Consider the following 18,911-nt stretch of genomic DNA (forward strand, 5'->3'; position numbering starts at 1 on the left):
AATAAATAGCTAGCTAGGGCAGAAGGGAATATTGAAGGATTCAAGTTAATGGTAAAGCAGTAAGTAACAGCGTAAAGAATAAAGCTCTGGTGTTTCCAGAGCTTTAATTATTTTGAAACCATCATAAACATATGGATGATTCAGATTGCGTTATTTATTTGTGAAACGCATTACACCTTCTTGAACGGCTGTTGCGACCAACTCACCTTTTTGGTTGAATATTTCGCCGCGTACAAGCCCGCGAGTGTTACTTGCTGTTGGGCTTTCGATGACGTAAAGAAGCCATTCATCCATCTTAAATGGGCGATGGAACCATATAGAGTGATCAATGGTTGCAACTTGGAAGTTGGGCGTCATTAAAGATACTTCATGGGGGTGTAATGCGGTTACTAAAAATCCCCAATCCGAAGCGTAAGCCATAAGGTACTGATGGATAAGTTGGTTATCTGGCATCTCACCATTTGCACGAACCCATAAATATTGTTTTGGCTCAGTCTTTTTCGGCTTTAATGGGTTAACGACGGTGACTGGGCGCATTTCAATGGGTTTTTCACCGCAAAAAGTCTTTCGCAATTTCTCTGGTAAAAACTCAGCAATATGGCTGGCTAGCTCTGTTTCTGAAGCAAAGTTTTCAGGGCCTGGAATCTCCGGCATGGTGTTTTGGTGTTCAAAACCAGGAGCATCACCGTGATAAGATGCGGTTAAATAGAAAATAGGTCGGCCATTTTGAATCGCTTTCACACGTCGAGTACTAAAGCTTCTGCCGTCTCTCAGGTTTTCTACATCATAAATAATTGGCTTTTCAGGATCCCCTGGGAAGAGAAAGTAGCTATGAAATGAATGCACACTTCTATCTTCTTCTACAGTATATCGAGCTGCAGAGAGGGCTTGTCCTAATACTTGACCACCATACACTTGAGGTAATCCGAGATTCTCACTTTGACCACGGAAGAGCCCTTCTTCCAGTTTTTCTAGCTGGAGTAAGTTTAATAATTCTTTTAATGGTTGACTCATTGCCAGCGTCCTTCTTAAAAAATACTCGTCAGAATAATGTGTTAAATTACTAGCTCAGTCAAATAACTGTCAATAAATCATAGGGATTCAAGACAGAAAACGAAAGCTTTCATATACTGAGTCAATGTCGCATTTGACAGGTTTAATTAAAGAGAGAAAATATGAAAAAGGCACTGCTTATTGTGATTTCGCTAGTTACATTGGGGTTACTATCAGGTTGCCAGTCTGCACCCAAACCAGAATTGGAAGGCAGTAGCATTAAAACGGTTTCAGGTACGGTGACTTACAGAGAACGAATTGCATTACCTGAAGATGCATTAGTGACGGTGACTCTTGAAGATATCTCCTTAGCTGACGCACCTTCAATTGTTATAGCAAAGCATCGTTTTATGACAAACGGAGAGCAGGTACCATTCAAATTTGATCTGGGCTTTGATAGCAAAAAGATAAAAGAAAATCACCGATACAGCGTAAGAGCAACGATAGAAGTGAATAACCGCTTACGTTTCACTACAGATACCGTTGCCCCTGTGATTACCGACACATATAAAACGGACTATGTTGACTTGCGTTTAGTTGGAGTGAGATAAGCCACACAATCAAGTTATCCATACGAAGTATGAACATTGTCATTTGGCAGCTTTATGGCTGCCATTTGTATATTCGGAGTTTGACTTTACCTTTTTCACTGACTTCAATACCTTCTCTTTCTAGTGCCGATTTCTGGCGTTCGAAACTTTCACCGACCAGTGACAACTCACCTTTGCTATTAATCACTCTAAACCAAGGAAGCTTACTGCCTTTTGGAAGGTTACCCAATGCTTTACCTACATGCCGAGCGTAGCCAGGAAAACCTGCAAAACGTGCGACATCTCCATAAGTTGTTACTTTTCCTTGTGGAATTTGGTGAATTACAGCAAAGATTTGAGATAGAAATTGGTTCATACTAAAAAGTCCTAGTTCAAAGTTACCACGGATCGGTAGAAGGAGAGAGCTATGGTATTTACCACATTTCAATTCCTAATCACTACATTATTAGCAGTAGTGTGTGCCAGAGCAATCAGTTTAAGTGATGGAGACATTCCAGTACTTGCTATGGTTATTCCTGCGCTTTGGATACTGCCACAAGGCGGTATCGCGGGTTTAGCGCTATTAGCTTCTATGACTGCTTATGGGCTCACGCTTCCGCTGCAACCTATCACACTCTCAGTCAGTGTGTGGGTGTTATTTCCATTGCTAATGGTGGTGTTTTCAAAAAGAAGCAGCCTGTCGGTCGTTATAATATCAGGGCTTATCGTTGCGACGTTACAGGTGGGGATTATGGTGACCCAATCAGCAGGAAAGCTTGAAGGCACACCATGGGTGACGATAGTACAAACTCTCGCTATCATGGTTATTTGGTGGGCAGCTAATCACTTGAAACCTATTAGTAAACACAGCTGGTGGTCATTAGGTTTGATACTTCCTTTATGGATAGCTGATTTACCCTATGCGGCATTGATAGCATTAAGTGTCACCGGAATTATGGCCTCAATGGAAGCACTTACAAAATTAAAAACCTTCAGATGGAATAAACTGTTATGTTGGACATTACCTACAGTGGGTTTTGCTGCATTAGTCGTTACCCCAAGTATTGAAGTACCCAATCCCGTTTTCGTTGTTTGGTTGTGCCTGCTTGGCACTGCGTGGATGACAGATTACATTTTAAGAGCTGAAGACGAACAGAATACATAAAAAGACAGATCATATCCGGATAAGGGTATTTTGTTCGTTTGTACAGTAAACATGGATAGAGCTTACGGTTTAAACGGTAAGTTAAATACAAGAGAATTGCAGCGTGCAATATTTTTACAGGCTTATCTGCCTACTGCTTAGTGTAATGATGACTACCTCCATTACACAAGCAGGGCAGCAACATGACTCTTATATCGTCGCGACAGAAGCGGATGACATAGTAACGAGAGTACTTTTTGATGCCATTTCTGAAGAATTTCAAATTCCCATCTATTATAAAGACTTCTCCAGTTTTGACGCTATCCTTGACTCTGTAGCGAAAGGTACCAGTGATTTTGCTGCTAATGTCACTCACACTGAACAACGCTCACTAGTCTTTGAGTATTCTCGCCCAACCAACATTGAATACACTTTTCTATTTAGTGATACAGGCAAAGATTTAGATGAGGTAAGTATCATCGGTGTCCCTAAAGACACAATCTATGGAAGTCTCGTTTTATCTCATTTTCCTAATATGGAAATTATTGAGTACCAAGGGCATGACGCTGCTAAAGCGTTACTCAAAAATAGCCAGGTAGAGGGAGTTGTTGATGCAATTAATCAGCTTAAACCTATGCTTATGGCGGGTTTCAATTCACAACTTTTAAATAACCAACTAACAATCAAACCTGTCTCTATTATTGCAAAGAAAGGTAAACATATTGCAGATCTTACTCGATTTACCGATTTCATCTATTCTGAAGGTGTACAACGTTTACTAAGAGAAACGGTTAATCAGTATCAGTATGATCTTAGAAGAAATGCGCTAAGAGAAAGGGTCGTGACGAGCGGTATTGATACTACACAGCCGCTTAAAGTGAAGCTGGAAAATATTTACCCCTATGCGCAATTTGATTTACCGGGTCAGCCCTATGGTATTAGTGCTGAAGTGTTATTTGAAGCATGCGATATCCTCACTTTGAAATGCCAAGTTGTAAATGAAGCAAATGAAACATGGCAAAGTATGTATCAAGATTTTCTGAATCAAGAAATTGATATTATTGCGCCGCTGGTCATTTCACAGCAAAGAAGAAAGGTTGCCAATTTTACTTCTGCACATTATTCCCCGCAGTCCATTCTAGTAAAAAGAATTGGTTACAAAGACAGGGTTTATCAGAATATATCTGAGCTTATTTCTGAAAGGATTGGTGTTGTAAAAGACGACTTTTTTGATGAACTATTAAGCTTGCTGCTCCCTAATAAATCTCTTCATTACTATGATAGTAATGCAGAATTGATAGATGCTTTACTTAATGAAGAAGTGGATTATGTAGCACACAGTTTGGCAGGCTTAAGTCATGTGTTTCGTGAGCAAGGCTTATTACCCATTACTCCAGCGCAATCAATCGGCAATATATATCAATCTCAAATAGCGATTGGTTTAGTCAAGAATGAAAAAGGTGCCTTGCTGACCCCTTTATTCGATAAAGCATTGGCAATGATAGACACCGATCGAATTAATCAAAAATACGATCAACTGCCAGATTGGCGAGAAACGTTGGAAGCCGAGCAACAGCTGTCCCGACGCTCTCAAGGTCTGTTTGTCATAGTATTAGGGTTTATGCTTGTTACAACTCTCTTGCTCAAGAAACAAGCTTATACAGACTCACTGACTAAATTACGTAATAGGCGTAGTTTACAGAGCAAGTATCGTAGAAAAGTGAAACCTTGGCATACTGTCGTTTCACTCGATATTAACCATTTTAAACAAGTTAATGATACCTATGGGCATGAGGTTGGGGATTTAGTTCTTCAACAATACGCCAACGTGATAAATACGCATTGGAGAGGGTATAGCTACCGTGTTGGTGGTGATGAATTTGTTTTAATCGGGGAAGCTAAGAGTAGTGACTTAGATACAATTGTTGAGCAACTAAGTGAATTCATGTTTGTGAGTGAAATACATAACTTGTATCTCTCAATTACCGTTTCAGTTGGCGTATCAGCTAATCGTAAACGAGATAAGCACTTATCAGAGATCTTGTCTAAAACCGACTCGGCAATGTATCAATCTAAAAGAGATATTGGGAGGAAATGCACTTTTGTTGATGGCAATGGTAACTGTGACAAAGTGTATAATCGATCTTGTGAGAAAAACGCTCAAAAAAGTGCTTAGTACGATGGCACAATAGGCAGATTGTTTGAATAAACAACGGTTAAACCAAAAAAGTAAGATTCCTCTACTAAGGTACTTGCAATAGAGATCCCGATGCTTGATAATCCAGTCACTCACTAAGGCAAGCCTTATTGAAACAGAATCTATGGAGGCCCTGGTCCTCCCGCAACACTAACTCGTGAACTCGGTCAGGCCTGGAAGGGAGCAGCCGCAGCGGGCGACGTGTGTGCCGGGATGTGGCTGGGGCTTCCACCCTTTAAAAAAGCCGCTCTTAATGAGCGGCTTTTTGCTATCTAAATCCTATCAAATCAGAGCTTTATCTCTATCAATAACGTGATTTTCAGCTTGCTACTAAAATACGTTATCTCTCATTACGAAAAACTGAAACTGGTATTTTCGTTATCAAATCCCCCAACAGTTCAGATATCTTTTTGTAATCACTTCTCAGCTCTTTGGTTTCCATTATCAATTAAATAATCGTAAATGCCGATATCCCCTGACTTTTTAGTAACGGATCACAATGAACAGTCAACATTCTTCGAAGTAAAACACTTTGTCAGATCCTCAAATCTGATTTTAGGAATGGATTTTAAGAGAAACAAAGAGTTGCGTTGAATGAGTTCAACAGGCGCGTAGTGTTGGTTACTGAGTTTCAAAAGCTAGTATTGGCGTTTATTCAACGTAAACGAATGGTGCAGCTACAAGAGGTGCCTTTGTGGATCTGGGTACACTTATCTTCATATGATGGATCGAAAAGCTATTCAGTCAAATGAGTAAAGGGTTAGTAAACGCACTTTTTTCTTTTCAATGACAATAATAAGGGGATTTAAATGTACCAATTAGCTCACTTTATCTAGAAGGTTGCATTCTTACATTCATAAAAATTCTCGGGTATAAATTGAACCCTCTTATTGCCCTAGATTAATTATAGTTTGATAACTCTTTGCTCAAAAATTCGAAAACATATTGGATTCGTCTATTTGTTCGAAGTTCTCGATGGGTAACAAGCCAAAGCTCCGTTGGGAAATGACCAAGTTCTGGCAGCACTTTTTCTACATTATCTGTTGGTTGAACCAAGCTATCTTGAATAAAACCAACACCAACGCCTTGCTTAACTAGCTCCCAGTAAACAGTATGATTACTTGTTGTGACTGGGAAGTTTTCAGGAGTTAGCTGTAACCCGCGTTGATTTAGCAGTGAAATGATTTTTTGATAATCCGAAGGACCAATAAAATTAGCACTATTGAAATCTGATAAAGTCTGAGGGTTTGCTATCGAGCTAAGGTATGAATTGGCAGCATAAAGATAGAAATGGTCGTCTCTGATCTTCTTAGCAATTAAGTCTAGCTGCTCAGGTCTGTATGATCTGATAGCAATGTCTGCTTCTCTGCGTTTTAAATCACTACTCGCGTTAGATGCGACTAATTCAATCGTAATTTTGGGTTCAATACTTCTCAACTTCGATATGATCGCAGGCAACTCGTAAACTGCCATGCTTTCTGATGCGCTTATGCAAACCGAGCCTTCTAATACCTCGGATTTTCCTGAAGCGGTCAGGGATAAATGGGCGGCAGCATTCCCCATGTTTTTGACGCATTCTGCCAATTCTATACCACTTGGCGTTAACTCAAGCCCTTTGCCTACACGTTCAAATAGAGCAACTTTAAGCTGTTTCTCTAATGCATTGACTTGCCGACTCAATGTTGGCTGGGAGCTATTTAAAGCCTTAGCAGCCGCTGACAAAGAACCCAGCTCAGCCGTCGCAAGAAAAGCTCTCGCATGATTCCAATCAAAATCTACCGCCTTCCAATCTATTCGCATATGAATACCTTTTATGCATTTTTCCGCCTATCAATCCATAATAGCATCGATAGAATGTATGTGATTTATGAATTTCAAGTCATCGAGATTCAATTGAAATAGCTAGTGTATGGTTTCATAGTACTGAAAGGTGGTAGGTAATGAACAAGACTGAAAAGTTCTGGAATAAGGCGTCAAAAGGCTATGACAAGTCTGAAGCCCGTTTTGAATTCATACATAATATGACCAGAAAATATGCAGAAAAATACCTCGATGCTAGCAATGTCGTGCTGGATTACGGGTGTGGAACTGGTACAAAATCATGCGAGTTAGCGAGCCATGTAAAGGAGATTCATGCCATTGATATCTCAAAAGCAATGGTTGAATCAGCAAGAAATAAAGCTGCCAATAGCAACATTGAAAATGTTCATTTCACTCAAGCTACTATCTTTGACAGCAGATATGAAAACGAGTCATTTGATGTGATCTTTGCTTTTAATATGTTACATACCGTTGATAAACCTCATCATGTTGTACAAAGGATACACGAGTTACTCAAACCTAATGGTCTGTTGATTTCGAGTACACCTTGTTTAGGGGGGAGAAAATCGTTATTGGTTACCATGCAAATTCACCTTGTCAGAATACTCTCGAAGATCGGAATAATCCCCATCACTATAAGAGAATACAGACGTTCTGATTTGGATAGTTTATTGGGAAAAGGCGACTTTAAGACAGTTGAAGCTAAAGAGATCTACAAGGGTGCATCTAGTTATTTTATTGTCGCAAGAAAAGCGTAGGGATGTGGGTTTTGCGATATAAAAATACGTTGATCGGAGATGGTTTGTTGGAAAAAAAGCCACTTAATGTAAAAAGTGGCTTTTCTATTTTTCTACAATGTACATGCTATTTCTTTCTTTTACAGTGTTACGGTTTACGTTGAAACTTGTTCATTTACCTACTGATGATGTTCTATCAGTTCTTAAAGAGTAGTCTAATTGCTAGCCTTGTCAATAAATGCCCATCTATAAAACTGACGTTGGTTAGTGACATTAAATATATAAAGATGAATGAGATCTCTTAGATAAGCGATCATGGTGACGATAACTATTTTCTAATCTGACTGAAATAGTTTAGACCAATACATCTAAATCGCTTGTGTCCAGAATCGTTACAGGTCGAATTTTTACCCGTGGCATCTTCCATCTTAAAAGGCACTATTTTCCTTATGATGCACAGGGGGGAAGGTTAAATATGCCCTGTTGAGATGACAAATAAACCTTTTACTTAAACTTTATTGATATGACTGTTTTTTTGTGAACCCTAATACTCTTTTTTGCGTAAATATATTAACTGTTTATCGATAACGACCAAGATCCGGAAAAATCGTTATCACGACAAATTAGTTCAGGCAAAAAAGATGAAAAAAACACAACTGCCAAAAAAGATATGTGTTGTTTGCCAAAGACCATTTAGTTGGCGAAAGAAGTGGGAGCGAGATTGGCTTACGGTTAAATATTGCTCTAAACGTTGTCAGTCTTTACGTCGTCGCAATAAAGAATAGATCACCATATGATGGTCTTAGTTAGAGGATGATCATGAACGCTACCCCTCATCGTTTACGACTTATTTTGGGTGACCAATTGAATGCCAGTCATTCTTGGTTTAGGCAAGCCGATACAAAAACACTCTATGTGATAGCTGAAATGCATCAAGAAGCCGTTTATGTAAAACATCATGTTCAGAAGGTGTGTGCTTTTTTTGCTGCAATGGGGCAATTTGCAACTGCGTTAGAAAAGGCGGGACATCGGGTAATACATTTAACGTTAGATGATACCCAACAATTTGAAAATATAGATGATCTACTAAACCACCTGATTGACGAATACCACATCACTCACTTTGAATATCAACTACCTGATGAATACCGATTACGCAGTATGTTAGATAAATATTGTTTGTCGTTATCGATAACTTCTCAAGTTTATGAAAGCGAACATTTCTTCCTCTCTGAAACGCAAATAGAGAAAGACTTTAAGCCTGATCATCATCATCGTATGGAAGCTTTTTATCGTAAGATGAGAAAACGCTTTAACATTTTAATGCAAGATGGAGCACCGGTTGGTGGGAAATGGAACTTTGATAGTGCAAATCAAAACAAATTAAAGCGCAGTGAGTTTGATACTGTGCCTATGCCTCTTTTATTTGCTAACGATGTATCTGATATTCTGAAACGCCTAGACCGGCATAATATAGAAACCATTGGTCAAGTAGATAAGCAATTATTGTGGCCTGTGAATCGCCAGCAGGCGAGTGAATTATTGGTATTTTTCTGTCGTTATTGTTTGCCACGGTTTGGTCAATTTCAAGATGCGATGACCTGTAAGCTCGATGATATGCTCACTCAAAAGCAATGGAGTTTATTCCATTGCCGCTTATCCTTCGCATTAAACGCCAAAATTCTCAGTCCTAGGCAAGTGATTGATGCCGCTATTATGGAATTTAACCAACGCCCTAACGAAATTAATATTGCGCAGATTGAAGGCTTTGTGCGTCAAATTCTAGGGTGGAGGGAGTTTGTTCGTGGGATCTACTGGTGCAATATGCCTACCTATCAAAGTTTGAATAAGCTCAATGCTTCATTGTCATTACCAAGTTGGTTTTGGACGGGTAATACAAAAATGAATTGTATGCATCATGCTATTAAGCAATCACTTGATTTTGCCTATGCACATCATATTCAGCGCTTAATGATCACTGGTAATTTTTGCTTGTTAACAGGCATTAAACCTGACCAAGTAGATGAGTGGTATTTAGGTATTTATATCGATGCAATTGAGTGGGTTGAAATGCCGAATACGCGTGGTATGAGTCAGTTTGCGGATGGTGGTATTGTTGCTTCTAAGGCTTACGCAGCTAGCGGTAATTATGTGAATAAAATGAGCGACTATTGCACGGATTGCCATTATAACGTGAAGCAAGTGAGTGAGGATACTGCGTGCCCTCTAAATGCTCTATATTGGTACTTTATGCATACACACATTGAGCAGTTTAATAATCCACGAACTCGAATGGTTTATGCTAACTGGAAGAAAAAATCAGCAGAGCAGCAACAAACCATTCTTGATAAAGCGAAGCTCTTGTTATTGAATGTTGAGGAGTTATGACCTTCTATCGTTGCTCGTCTCAAGTCATATACTGCTGCGCGAATTACAGGGTTCTGTTGCACTACATCTTGATACTCATGCTATTCTTCTAGCATTTTGCTTATATCGTCGGGGTTGCATATGTATTCAGTTCAAAGATATAAACTTATAGTATAGGTGCCCATTCAGTCTCAGTGGCTGTTACCAGATGTCAAACCAGCTTTTCAATTGACCGGACGATGGCATTCTTAAGCTACAAAAATGCTCACTCTTAATCATTGAAAAAATTCCATACAGTCATGCCGACAGGTCCTAAGGTTTTATTCTTAAGTTTCGCTACATATACAGGAACTTCCATTGTATTTTGGGTCTTTAGCTGGATGAGTTTGCCTTGTTCAAGCTCTTTACTCACCTCATGCATTGGCAATCGTCCCCAGCCAAGTCCGCTGCATATCAATGATTTTTTTGTATTATGATCTGACACATACCACTGTATACCTTCTTTCAATATACCCGAATCAGGACTTGTCTTGTATGAAGATTTAACGACAACTTGTGGGTATTCCGTTAGCTCTGCTTGGCTGATTTGGTCTTCACCTGCTAATGGAAAACTATCCGAAATAAAGACTGGCAACTTACAGTGATCTATGCGGCGGTACTGTACTCTTGCGTCTTGCTCGAAGCCACCATAGATACCAATGTCGACCAAATCATCTAGTAGCATCCGTTCACCTGATGCGGTTTCGATATCTATGTGGATAATCGTCTTCGGAAATTCTTGTTTAAGTCTACCCAGTAATAGCGTGACATTATCCATTGGAAATATGGCACTAAAGCTGATTCTCAGTTCGGTCTCAACTTCGCTGTTCATCTGTCGGGCAAACGTATCAAAGTCGTTGGCTTCACTAAGTAAATGCTGAATTCTGTTGAAGAGTATTTTTCCATTACGCGTTAGTTCAGGACGATAGGTATCACGAGTAAAGATCTTTATCTGGTAATACTCTTCGACTTGTTTAACTGAGTAAGATACAGCGGAACGCGCTTTGAACAGCCGCTCGCTTGCTTTGCGAAAGCTGCCTTCTTGATGGATCACGCTGATAACGTGTAAATGTTCTAATGCAATCATGGTCTAATTATATGACTGACTTGGTATAAAATATATACTTTTTTAGACCATGGTTATCATCTAAAGTTAACGCATCAGCCACCACCAAGCGTTTTCGTCGATGAAGGTAGTCGAAATAACAGACCAAAGAGGAAAATAAAATGACTCTGCAAACTCTTAGAACACCGGAGGAAGCATTTGCAACCTTAATAGACTATCCGTTTACAGCGAACTATCTAGAAATCGATGGATTGCGAATGCACTACCTCGATGAAGGTGAAAGTAATGATAAAACGATATTCCTACTTCATGGTCAACCTTCGTGGAGTTACCTATACAGGCATATGATTCCTTTGTTTGTAGCAGCAGGCTATCGAGTGATTGCTCCCGATTTAATTGGCTTTGGTAAATCAGATAAACCCGCAAGTAGCGATGTGCACTCCTATGGAAATCATGTGCACTGGATGGCTAGCTTTATACGACAGTTAGGTATTAAAAATGCTGCTGCATTTATGCAGGATTGGGGAGGAATGATTGGTCTGAGAGTTTTGGCTAAAGAGCCTGAATGGCTGGACCGACTCGTACTTTCAAATACAGCACTGTCTGAAATGAAAGGCTTAGAAAAAATACTGGTGCCTAAGGTGCTTAAGTTTATGGCGGCAGCGGCTGGCAAGCCAAGCATTACGAAATTTGCTGATAACATTAACTACGGAAATTGGGCCAGTTACTTTAAGCATTCAGATCAGCTAGAGATTGGGCAGATTATTCAAACGCTTACCACTAGACAGCTAAGTATTGAGGAAATGAAGGCTTATGATGCTCCATTTCCTACGGCGGACTATTGTGCAGCTCCCAGAAAGATGCCTGAGATCGTTGCCTCCGAATTAAATCAGGTTAATAAGGACTGGGACAAACTAAAACAGTGGCACAAACCCGTACTCACGCTATTCAGTGATCAAGATCCTTTTTTAGCTGATCGAGGTTATGACATTAAGTTTCAATTCAATTTTAGAGGAGCTCAGGGTCAGCCCCACGCTACGATTGAAAATGCATCACACTTTTTACAAGAAGACCAATCACAACAACTGGCCTTAAATGTCATCGATTGGTTAGAGCAAACGCAATATTAATAATCAGGAAAAGTAATGAAAATTCTAGCAATTGGTGCAAACGGAGTTATTGGACAAGCTGTTGTTAATGATTTGCAGCGAGACAACGAAGTGATCGCTGTTGGGCACTCTCATGGTGATTATCTGGTTGATATTGAAAGCACTGAGTCCATTCGGGCATTGTATAATAACGTGGGAAAAGTCGATGCCATTATCAGTATGGTTGGTAACGGACAGATGGGTAGCTTAGAAGATATGCCTGAATCTGGCTACCGCACAGTCCTAGACAACAAAGTGATGGGGCAAGTTAATCTGGTGCGTATAGGGCTTGATTATCTAAACAAGGGAGGCTCTATCACACTGACTTCAGGACAGGCATCTAACCGGCCTATGCTTGGCACTGGAGCCATTGCCATGGGGGTTGCTGCCGTGAATGCATTTGTAACTTCAAGTGCATTAGAGCTTAAAGAAGATAAACGAATTAATGCGGTAAGCCCAAGAATGGTGAAAGAAACTATGGAGCTTTGGGGTATAGACAGCAGCTCAGGCATACCTGCAACGGATGTGGCTGAACATTATAGGGACAGCATTGAAAGCCAGAAAAATGGGGAAGTACTCGATGCCATATAAAAGCTGATATCTACCTTCTTTTATTAAATAATATACTATTCTCTTTAATGCTCATGAATGCGAAAACGAGCAGTAGTCTCAATGCAACCATAACTTAACTGCTACATTAAAGTGCTCTATGGTTGCATTAATATTCAGCTGATACCTTAAATTCTTCGGCCTTCAAGATGAAAGCTTCTATCCATTTTCGTGCTCGATCGGTATTTCCTGAAGCGGTGCCGTTTTACTGTTTGGGAGATAGTAAACTCTCTGATGGATAGATTCCGTCCTAAGCCCCAAACTCATTCCTGTCCAAAGACGTGCCATCACGCTTGGTCATCCTTGATGACTGTGCTTGTGCTGCTCTTGAAAGATGCTTGGAGCGTAACCTGTGCTTTTTTTGAAAGTACTAGAGAATGTCGTTACGCTTTCGTAACCGACCGCATAGCATGTATCCGTGATCGAATGTCCGTCTTTAAGCAATTGCTTGGCTTTTGATATACGCATGTCTTTTAAGTAAGTTCTCGGTGTCACGCCATAGAGTTGCTTGAAGACACGCACATAGTGAAATTTTGACATGAAGGCTGCTTGTGCCAAATCGTGTAACTCAATCTTTTGTGAGTGATACTTCTCCATGAAGCGCTTAGACTGCCTGATTAACATGTATTGCTTGGCGGGAAGTGAGATCTCGTTGTAGAGGCGTTCGATTTCTTGTTCATAAAAGGTTTTCGCAGTGGATGGCATCTGACACCTGCAACTGGTTATGAGACTGCATATTAACACAGAGTGAACTTCTCTAGTACTCAGGCAACACTTTGTGCACCTGAGTCCCTCATGACAGCAGCTGTCAGAGTTGCTGCATGATTTGAATGTAATTCCCACAGGTGTCATCGAATACAGCAATGATCACATTTCCTGCTTCTCTCGGGGTTATGGAGAACTTAACTCCCAGCTTACAAAGCCTAGTGTACTCTTTATTAATATCATCGACAGAGAAAGAGGTCCAAGGGATCCCTGCTTCTTTCAGGGCATCTTGGTAGTGCTTGGCTGGCTCAAATGCCATAGGCTCAAGCAGTAGTTCGACCCCTGACTGCTCTTGAGGTGACACTAGGGTGAGCCACTTGTACTCACCGAGAGGCACTTCTGTTTTCTTTATAAATCCTAAAATGTTGGTATAGAAATCGAGCGCTTGGTCTTGATCTGTCACTGGAACGCTGGTGACGCATATTTTCATAGGTGGTTGCCTGAGTTGGTTGGGATAGGAAAATAATAACCACAGTGGTGAGTAAAAACTTCTTCTAGATTGCTTTTATCTGATTTTCAGAATAAACGGTGTGAGCCCATAACACAGGTGCATTATTAGACGGTTTTAAAGAAAAAACACGCAGAATTGCACTAGAACAATTGAAAAGCCTTGGTGTTGAAGTTGAAGTTGAAGTTGAAGTTGAATTTAACACTAGTTATAGCAAAGTCGATAGTCAAAAAACTAAAGAACAAAAAGGTAAAAGGATATAAACGTAATCCGTTAATAACGCTCATTCCAACAGGGCAAAAAAGCGGTGTAGCCGAATTACCTTTTGCTGTGACGACGTTTAAATCTCTTATCAATATGAAGCAAAAAGACCTATTTATAAAGAAAGTGTACACGGCATTCGGGGCTGATTAGAGTACGGTACTTTTATTCCGTTGAACTGTATTTTTTCCGTTGAACTTGAGTCAGACAAAGAGGACTGAACGTAGATACGTTCGGTCGTTCTTCGTAGTGAAAGGTTTCGATTCTTCAGTAGCAAAAAAAGGGCGACTTGCACTTTTAGTCGCTTAAGTCTCAGTCGTATAAACTTTCAGGTGCTTCAAATTAGATCCGCTTAAACACAGCCTAGCTTAGTTTGAGGGCAAAGCCTTCATGTTCATTTTCCAACGCTCGGTAAATGATCCTTTACGCTGTTTAGCGAAGTCATCCACGCTCCAAACTACAATATTTTCGGGAAGATCTTTTAAGGAAGAGTGGTGCAATTTTCTATTTGTGACCAAAAGGGTTTGAAGCCCATCTTCAATCGCATCTCTACGTTCAACTAATGGCAGTAGTGTGGCAGAAGCAAGTCCTTTTAGTTCTGGTTTATTCACTATGACTTGCATGGATTCGCTATTGAAAATGATGTTATCGAATGTGATTTGGCTTTGACGTAAAGACTTGTTCATTTGTGCAAAATTGGCATTTAACCTTTGTGTTTCCTCCTTGGATCCTTTATTTCCTTTGTAATCAAGAATAAGGGATAAATCTCTATGCAGAATGCCTAACATAACAAGAGCATTCGCTGGGTTTAACCAAAAATAGCTCGAAACTTTACCTTGTGAGCTCAGCACTGCGACTCTTTCACCTTTTGGTATTAACGCTTGCGCGATGTCTATGGGGATTATCGCTATATTTTGATTGCGCAAAGCTGGATAGGCGTCAACATTCGACCAAATTGAGGATATTCCAATGACAGCATCTGCAATGGGGTAAGACTCTGAAGGTTGTCGTTCCAACCATCCAGGGATACGTTTTATATTGTACTTCAAAGGCGGTAGCAACTTCACAGTGATGTTTGTGCCCTTAACCAGCTCCTCTGTCATGCTCGCGACAACAGGAATGACTGTCACGATCTTGAGATGGTTATCTTCATCGGTTTGTGCAAAAGATGAGCGATAGGTAAGAGCAAGTAAGCTAATGAATACTGCAACACGGTGTTTAACTATAAGTCGGATTAAAGTCATTGTTAGGCTGCCTTTTTATTCGCTTGTCGATGAACAAGGCTAATCAAGAACCACCCGCAGGCGAAGAGTGTAATCGCTGGTCCGGCGGATATAGGCCATTGTAGATACATGGGAATTAGGACTCCGAAAACGGAAGCCGTAGTGGAAAAGAGTACGGATAAAATAAGAAGTTGTTTTAGATTCTGTGCAACCAAACGAGCACTGGCGGCAGGAATAAGCAGCAGTGCACCGACTAATACCGCCCCAATGATCTTAACTGAGGCGACGGTAATCAAGGCGATCAAAATGACAAATGCATAGTCGTGTAATTTGGTTTTGATTCTTTGGCTATGGGCAATATCGGGGGAGATCGCGACTAAGTAAGCGTGATTACCATAGAAGTAACTTAAAATTAGTACAATAAAGCAAATAATCGCGAGCATGATTAAGTCACTCGTACTTGCAACCAAGATTGAGCCAAACATCACTTGTTCGATAAGGTGGGCATTCACTTTCTTAGCGACATAGAGGAGTAACGCAGCACCTGTCGCGAGTGCAAAAGATAAAAACACACCGATCAAAGCGTCGTAAGGAATGGTTGAACGACCTTTAACCCATTGCAGTAATAGAGCAAACAAAATGGAGAAACTGAACAAGCTAATAAGAGGGGATGTTGCGGGCTCTCCAAGCAAAATTCCGATGCTGACACCCGTTAGGACACTATGCCCAACGGCTTCTGAAAGGAAGGCTAAGCGCTTAACCACGACAAGAGTGCCAAGCAGACCAAGTAAAGGACCAATCATCATGCTGGCTAACAGCGCATTGATGAGAAATTCGTATTCAAACATTTGTGGCAATATGCCTTGCTCAACCCAGTAAGCAAAAAAATCATATACTTTGTTCATTTGAGCTCTTTAGATTATTTATTGACGATAGGGTGAAGCTTATTGGGCTGCTGGTATTGAGCAAAAAAAGTGTTTGAGTGGTCTTGGGTTTGAATTGTTTTATCTATCCAATACACTTGTTGGCAGTGTTTTTTAACTACTTCCCAATCATGTTCGACCATGAGAAGTGTTCCTCCAGAGCGGTGGAATTTTGATAAGAGGCTAAGGCATTGTTCTTGGCCTTGTTGATCTAAACCTGTCATCGGTTCGTCCAAAATGAGCAAACTCGGCTTCTTGAGGAGCGCGATACCAAGAATGAGCCTTTGTCGTTCTCCACCTGAAAGATCGCCAAGTTTGCGTTCTAATTTGTCGTCTAGACCTAACTCTTCTAGCGCTAATTGTACGTTTTTCTGTAAAGTTCGAGTAAACCAAACTGGTTTGGTGGATAGACTCATTAGTACGTAATCACGAACAGAGATTGGCAAGCTCGAATCAAAAGGGGATAGCTGTGGCATATAACCAATGTCATTCATGTGAGCTTGGGAATAGTCGGAAGAATGCGGCCAATGTATTGCCACTTCACCTGAATGGTGAGTTAACCCTAAAATGGTTTTTAATAGCGTGCTTTTTCCGCCCCCATTCGGTCCTAAAATAGCGTGCCAACCACCCGATTTTAGCTCGGTGTTAATGTTTTCAAGTATGGTTAACTTCCCTTCGACCAAGCCTACATTTTTGAGTGTGATTAACGGACCTAAAATAACATCTGGAATTAAACAACTCATAATGTTGGCTTTCCCTCTGCATACTTGAGTGAATGAACGAGGGTGCTTAGGTTGTGTTTCATATCGGTTTCAACCAAATCTTTCCGGTAGTCACCATAAGTCATGTGAGAAAAGTGGAACACACGAGTTCCGCTCTCCTTCTCAATGACGTTGATGTATTGATTAGCCATCTTGAGTTCAGTGAAAAGAACTTGAACATTCGCATTTCGAATTTTATTAATGGTTTCTTGCAACTGTGAAGCACTTGGGGATACGCCGTGTGCTGGTTCTACAACAGCAGATACTGTCATACCAAACTCTTGTAAGAGATAGCCATACGCGCCATGTGTACTCGCAATTCTAATGTTACTCACGTTTAAGCCGACAATTTCCTTTAAAGCTGTTGACTTAATTTTGCGTAGTTTTTTGGCGTACTTCAGTGCGTTGCGTTGATAGTATTTTGAATTTTCCGGGTCTAGCTTTGCTAAGCTTTTGGTAATGGTATAAATCTGACGAATCGCGGCGTCAATGGATACAAAAGTGTGGGGGTTGTGTATTTCCCCTCCCGGTTTGCTGATCAGAGGCACGTTGGCATTTGCTTGAATTACGGTGAGCTGCGGTAAGTTCAAGCTTTCCAAAGCTTCAACAGCAAACTGATCATGACCAATACCGTTTACGACAATTACATCCATGGATTTTAATCGCGACAAATCCGCAGGTGATAGCTTATAAGCATGAGGATTGAATCCCGCATCAATTAGAGGAGTTACGGTTGCTTTATCACCTACAATATTCGTCACGTAGCTGTAGTAGGGGTGTAAAGTAATCCCGATGTTTAATTTAGCAAAAGCCAAAGAGGGTAAAGAAAGGGATAAAATAGCGATAAAAATCGCAAAAATATTACGATGTAAAAAAGACATTAAAATTCCCTATATCAATGACTATGCAGTTGGTTGTTATTTGTGGAGTTTAGGGTGTGCCATGTCTTATTTGCTTGAACAGAACATAACTCTTCCAGTGTGTCTGGTTGTGCAACACGCCAAGCAATTGAAGCTCCGCTGGTATCGCCGACGATTAAGCGCATTTGATAATCAACTTGATTGATGTGGGTTTCGCCAATAAAGCAGTGATCGACTTGTTTCCATGAAACGACACTTAAATTACCGATGTTCTGCTGTGTAAAAGGCGCAATGTCGAAATTGACTAACTCAGAGAGGCTAGGGAATTTTTCGCCCATTTCACTCATCATTAATATCTCATCTGTCGCGTTTGCTAGGCTGGTTAAATGCGCGTGCATACCTTGCGGAATCGTAGGCTTGTGGTTACTTTTTGGCGGGTATAACCAAAAAAGCAATGAGGATGCAGTGAGCACAACGGCTACAATACAACTCAACACTATTTTGTCTTCTTTCTTCCCGTCGGCTGGTGGAATTATTTCAACAAGCACCATCTTTGAGTCTAACGATTTGACTTTACAGTCAATGGAATGATTCACGAGCATTACCTATAAATTGTTATTCACTTCATCGTTAGATATCTCTAGGACATGTCCTGGTCCCGCATCCATAAGAATGAAGTAATCACCTTCTGGGAGAGGAAACTGGTACATCGCCTTTTCATCAGTCACGCCAGAGGACAATACTTCATCCTCGTCAGAAAAAACTTCCATAATGACATTTGGGGCTTTAGCTCGATTTGAGAAACTAGCTTCACATACCACCAATTTGCTCTGGTCATTGTGTCCTATGTTGCAAGTCAAGATGGGGTAGTGTGCAAAGCTAGCAATACTCGTAAGCATTGAGCCAAGAGTTATTGAGAGTAGAGTTGCTCTTCTTAACATGATTTAAAGCCTTCTTAT

20 protein-coding genes and 1 other RNA gene are annotated in these 18,911 nt (G+C 40.5%); 9 read left to right on the forward strand and 12 right to left on the reverse strand.

Going from position 1 to position 18,911, the window contains the following annotated elements; all coding sequences use genetic code 11:
- Window positions 1-150: 150 nt before the first annotated feature.
- The gene (gene tesB / locus L4C37_RS06380) at window positions 151-1,014 is read right to left on the reverse strand and encodes an acyl-CoA thioesterase II (RefSeq protein ID WP_137374620.1); all 864 of its coding nucleotides are present in this window, start codon (window positions 1,012-1,014) and stop codon (window positions 151-153) included.
- 161 nt (window positions 1,015-1,175) lie between these two features.
- On the opposite strand from tesB, the gene L4C37_RS06385 reads away from it, so the two are divergent.
- The gene (locus L4C37_RS06385; protein ID WP_137374619.1) at window positions 1,176-1,604 is read left to right on the forward strand and encodes a YbaY family lipoprotein; all 429 of its coding nucleotides are present in this window, start codon (window positions 1,176-1,178) and stop codon (window positions 1,602-1,604) included.
- Between the two features lie 52 nt (window positions 1,605-1,656).
- Here the strand turns inward: L4C37_RS06385 and L4C37_RS06390 are convergent, their stop codons facing one another.
- Window positions 1,657-1,959, reverse strand: coding sequence for an MGMT family protein (locus L4C37_RS06390; protein WP_429768155.1), 303 nt, complete (start codon window positions 1,957-1,959; stop codon window positions 1,657-1,659).
- A gap of 51 nt (window positions 1,960-2,010) precedes the next feature.
- Between L4C37_RS06390 and L4C37_RS06395 the strand changes: the two genes are divergently transcribed.
- The 3 genes from L4C37_RS06395 to ffs all read left to right on the forward strand — a co-directional run bounded on the left by L4C37_RS06395 (window position 2,011) and on the right by ffs (window position 5,152).
- Window positions 2,011-2,748, forward strand: coding sequence for a VP0952 family biofilm-associated protein (locus tag L4C37_RS06395; protein WP_137374617.1), 738 nt, complete (start codon window positions 2,011-2,013; stop codon window positions 2,746-2,748).
- A 148-nt stretch (window positions 2,749-2,896) separates the two neighbouring features.
- Window positions 2,897-4,903 (forward strand): GGDEF domain-containing protein, encoded by a 2,007-nt coding sequence (locus L4C37_RS06400; protein ID WP_429768156.1) that lies wholly within the window; start codon window positions 2,897-2,899, stop codon window positions 4,901-4,903.
- A 152-nt stretch (window positions 4,904-5,055) separates the two neighbouring features.
- An RNA gene (gene ffs, locus L4C37_RS06405) (signal recognition particle sRNA small type) lies at window positions 5,056-5,152 on the forward strand.
- Window positions 5,153-5,824: 672 nt separating this feature from the next.
- Here ffs and L4C37_RS06410 read toward each other — a convergent pair.
- Window positions 5,825-6,724 carry a LysR family transcriptional regulator gene (locus tag L4C37_RS06410; RefSeq protein WP_429768157.1) on the reverse strand — a complete coding sequence of 300 codons (900 nt, stop codon included), beginning with the start codon at window positions 6,722-6,724 and terminating at the stop codon, window positions 5,825-5,827.
- A 140-nt stretch (window positions 6,725-6,864) separates the two neighbouring features.
- Here L4C37_RS06410 and L4C37_RS06415 point away from each other — a divergent pair, with 140 nt between their 5' ends.
- The 3 genes from L4C37_RS06415 to L4C37_RS06425 all read left to right on the forward strand — a co-directional run bounded on the left by L4C37_RS06415 (window position 6,865) and on the right by L4C37_RS06425 (window position 9,870).
- Window positions 6,865-7,503 (forward strand): class I SAM-dependent methyltransferase, encoded by a 639-nt coding sequence (locus L4C37_RS06415; protein WP_429768158.1) that lies wholly within the window; start codon window positions 6,865-6,867, stop codon window positions 7,501-7,503.
- Window positions 7,504-8,123: 620 nt separating this feature from the next.
- Window positions 8,124-8,267, forward strand: a complete 144-nt coding sequence (locus L4C37_RS06420) for a DUF2256 domain-containing protein (RefSeq protein WP_137372822.1) — start codon at window positions 8,124-8,126, stop codon at window positions 8,265-8,267.
- A 34-nt stretch (window positions 8,268-8,301) separates the two neighbouring features.
- Window positions 8,302-9,870 (forward strand): cryptochrome/photolyase family protein, encoded by a 1,569-nt coding sequence (locus L4C37_RS06425; protein ID WP_429768159.1) that lies wholly within the window; start codon window positions 8,302-8,304, stop codon window positions 9,868-9,870.
- 250 nt (window positions 9,871-10,120) lie between these two features.
- Here L4C37_RS06425 and L4C37_RS06430 read toward each other — a convergent pair whose 3' ends face one another.
- Entirely contained in the window at window positions 10,121-10,975 is an 855-nt protein-coding gene (locus L4C37_RS06430) for a LysR family transcriptional regulator (RefSeq protein ID WP_372268335.1), read from the reverse strand.
- A gap of 140 nt (window positions 10,976-11,115) precedes the next feature.
- Between L4C37_RS06430 and L4C37_RS06435 the strand changes: the two genes are divergently transcribed.
- Window positions 11,116-12,084: a haloalkane dehalogenase gene (locus tag L4C37_RS06435; protein ID WP_429768160.1), complete on the forward strand. Its 969-nt coding sequence runs from the start codon at window positions 11,116-11,118 to the stop codon at window positions 12,082-12,084.
- Between the two features lie 15 nt (window positions 12,085-12,099).
- Complete coding sequence (locus tag L4C37_RS06440) at window positions 12,100-12,693, forward strand: short chain dehydrogenase (RefSeq protein ID WP_429768161.1); 594 nt, start codon at window positions 12,100-12,102, stop codon at window positions 12,691-12,693.
- A gap of 315 nt (window positions 12,694-13,008) precedes the next feature.
- Here the strand turns inward: L4C37_RS06440 and L4C37_RS06445 are convergent, their stop codons facing one another.
- The 8 genes from L4C37_RS06445 to L4C37_RS06480 form a co-directional block, all read right to left on the reverse strand.
- On the reverse strand, window positions 13,009-13,416 hold the full coding sequence (locus tag L4C37_RS06445) for a helix-turn-helix domain-containing protein (protein WP_429768162.1): 408 nt from the start codon (window positions 13,414-13,416) through the stop codon (window positions 13,009-13,011).
- Window positions 13,417-13,519: 103 nt separating this feature from the next.
- On the reverse strand, window positions 13,520-13,906 hold the full coding sequence (locus L4C37_RS06450) for a VOC family protein (RefSeq protein WP_429768163.1): 387 nt from the start codon (window positions 13,904-13,906) through the stop codon (window positions 13,520-13,522).
- Window positions 13,907-14,553: 647 nt separating this feature from the next.
- Window positions 14,554-15,429 (reverse strand): hypothetical protein, encoded by an 876-nt coding sequence (locus L4C37_RS06455; protein WP_429768164.1) that lies wholly within the window; start codon window positions 15,427-15,429, stop codon window positions 14,554-14,556.
- 2 nt (window positions 15,430-15,431) lie between these two features.
- Entirely contained in the window at window positions 15,432-16,313 is an 882-nt protein-coding gene (locus L4C37_RS06460; protein WP_273293391.1) for a metal ABC transporter permease, read from the reverse strand.
- Between the two features lie 14 nt (window positions 16,314-16,327).
- Window positions 16,328-17,074: a metal ABC transporter ATP-binding protein gene (locus L4C37_RS06465; protein ID WP_429768165.1), complete on the reverse strand. Its 747-nt coding sequence runs from the start codon at window positions 17,072-17,074 to the stop codon at window positions 16,328-16,330.
- A complete protein-coding gene (locus L4C37_RS06470) occupies window positions 17,071-17,973 on the reverse strand; it encodes a metal ABC transporter solute-binding protein, Zn/Mn family (protein ID WP_429768166.1) in 903 nt (300 codons plus the stop codon). The genes L4C37_RS06465 and L4C37_RS06470 overlap by 4 nt, the downstream gene beginning before the upstream one ends.
- A 14-nt stretch (window positions 17,974-17,987) precedes the next feature.
- Entirely contained in the window at window positions 17,988-18,548 is a 561-nt protein-coding gene (locus tag L4C37_RS06475; RefSeq protein WP_273293394.1) for a DUF6162 family protein, read from the reverse strand.
- A 9-nt stretch (window positions 18,549-18,557) separates the two neighbouring features.
- Window positions 18,558-18,893 carry a hypothetical protein gene (locus tag L4C37_RS06480; RefSeq protein ID WP_429768167.1) on the reverse strand — a complete coding sequence of 112 codons (336 nt, stop codon included), beginning with the start codon at window positions 18,891-18,893 and terminating at the stop codon, window positions 18,558-18,560.
- Window positions 18,894-18,911: the final 18 nt, after the last annotated feature.

This window comes from Vibrio kagoshimensis (assembly GCF_050337535.1).
Lineage (GTDB): Bacteria > Pseudomonadota > Gammaproteobacteria > Enterobacterales > Vibrionaceae > Vibrio > Vibrio gallaecicus.

What these genes read in the sequence shown, in the direction of transcription:
- tesB (WP_137374620.1), bottom strand. Translation starts at nt 1,014, where the DNA reads ATGAGTCAACCATTAAAAGAATTATTAAACTTACTCCAGCTAGAAAAA.
- L4C37_RS06385 (WP_137374619.1), top strand. Translation starts at nt 1,176, where the DNA reads ATGAAAAAGGCACTGCTTATTGTGATTTCGCTAGTTACATTGGGGTTA.
- L4C37_RS06390 (WP_429768155.1), bottom strand. Translation starts at nt 1,959, where the DNA reads ATGAACCAATTTCTATCTCAAATCTTTGCTGTAATTCACCAAATTCCA.
- L4C37_RS06395 (WP_137374617.1), top strand. Translation starts at nt 2,011, where the DNA reads ATGGTATTTACCACATTTCAATTCCTAATCACTACATTATTAGCAGTA.
- L4C37_RS06400 (WP_429768156.1), top strand. Translation starts at nt 2,897, where the DNA reads ATGACTACCTCCATTACACAAGCAGGGCAGCAACATGACTCTTATATC.
- L4C37_RS06410 (WP_429768157.1), bottom strand. Translation starts at nt 6,724, where the DNA reads ATGCGAATAGATTGGAAGGCGGTAGATTTTGATTGGAATCATGCGAGA.
- L4C37_RS06415 (WP_429768158.1), top strand. Translation starts at nt 6,865, where the DNA reads ATGAACAAGACTGAAAAGTTCTGGAATAAGGCGTCAAAAGGCTATGAC.
- L4C37_RS06420 (WP_137372822.1), top strand. Translation starts at nt 8,124, where the DNA reads ATGAAAAAAACACAACTGCCAAAAAAGATATGTGTTGTTTGCCAAAGA.
- L4C37_RS06425 (WP_429768159.1), top strand. Translation starts at nt 8,302, where the DNA reads ATGAACGCTACCCCTCATCGTTTACGACTTATTTTGGGTGACCAATTG.
- L4C37_RS06430 (WP_372268335.1), bottom strand. Translation starts at nt 10,975, where the DNA reads ATGATTGCATTAGAACATTTACACGTTATCAGCGTGATCCATCAAGAA.
- L4C37_RS06435 (WP_429768160.1), top strand. Translation starts at nt 11,116, where the DNA reads ATGACTCTGCAAACTCTTAGAACACCGGAGGAAGCATTTGCAACCTTA.
- L4C37_RS06440 (WP_429768161.1), top strand. Translation starts at nt 12,100, where the DNA reads ATGAAAATTCTAGCAATTGGTGCAAACGGAGTTATTGGACAAGCTGTT.
- L4C37_RS06445 (WP_429768162.1), bottom strand. Translation starts at nt 13,416, where the DNA reads ATGCCATCCACTGCGAAAACCTTTTATGAACAAGAAATCGAACGCCTC.
- L4C37_RS06450 (WP_429768163.1), bottom strand. Translation starts at nt 13,906, where the DNA reads ATGAAAATATGCGTCACCAGCGTTCCAGTGACAGATCAAGACCAAGCG.
- L4C37_RS06455 (WP_429768164.1), bottom strand. Translation starts at nt 15,429, where the DNA reads ATGACTTTAATCCGACTTATAGTTAAACACCGTGTTGCAGTATTCATT.
- L4C37_RS06460 (WP_273293391.1), bottom strand. Translation starts at nt 16,313, where the DNA reads ATGAACAAAGTATATGATTTTTTTGCTTACTGGGTTGAGCAAGGCATA.
- L4C37_RS06465 (WP_429768165.1), bottom strand. Translation starts at nt 17,074, where the DNA reads ATGAGTTGTTTAATTCCAGATGTTATTTTAGGTCCGTTAATCACACTC.
- L4C37_RS06470 (WP_429768166.1), bottom strand. Translation starts at nt 17,973, where the DNA reads ATGTCTTTTTTACATCGTAATATTTTTGCGATTTTTATCGCTATTTTA.
- L4C37_RS06480 (WP_429768167.1), bottom strand. Translation starts at nt 18,893, where the DNA reads ATGTTAAGAAGAGCAACTCTACTCTCAATAACTCTTGGCTCAATGCTT.